General features: G+C 37.9%; 1 pseudogene. It reads left to right on the top strand.

The window, feature by feature from the left end:
• A pseudogene (locus JR005_RS14450) lies at positions 1-335 on the top strand (site-specific integrase); the annotation flags it as partial.

The following is a 335-nucleotide window of genomic DNA, read 5'->3' as shown; positions in this document are numbered from 1 at the left end:
ATATTAAAAGCACTGCAAAAATCATCACGTGAATATCAATTGATGTTTTATCTTGCATTGTTTACAGGTGCTCGTTTACAAACGATTTGTACTTTGCGAATCAAAAACTTAATTGGTTGTGAGCTTGATAGTCATGGCTTTATTCGTCTGCCCGTTGGAGCGGGTACAGGTGTGGACACTAAATTTCAAAAGCCGATGACACTTTTGATTCCAAATTGGTTAGTACAAGATCTTAAAATCTATATCAATAGTGAGAAAGCGCGTCTGCGTAGACAGAAGTCAAACTATGGCGAATCGGATGAAAACTATGTGTTTCTCACAAAACTTGGGACACC

Origin of the sequence: Acinetobacter sp. Colony158 (assembly GCF_019264745.1) — a bacterium.
GTDB lineage: Bacteria > Pseudomonadota > Gammaproteobacteria > Pseudomonadales > Moraxellaceae > Acinetobacter > Acinetobacter ursingii.
Note: the sequence above shows the minus strand (reverse complement) of the source record. Positions and strands in the feature narration are given on the sequence as shown.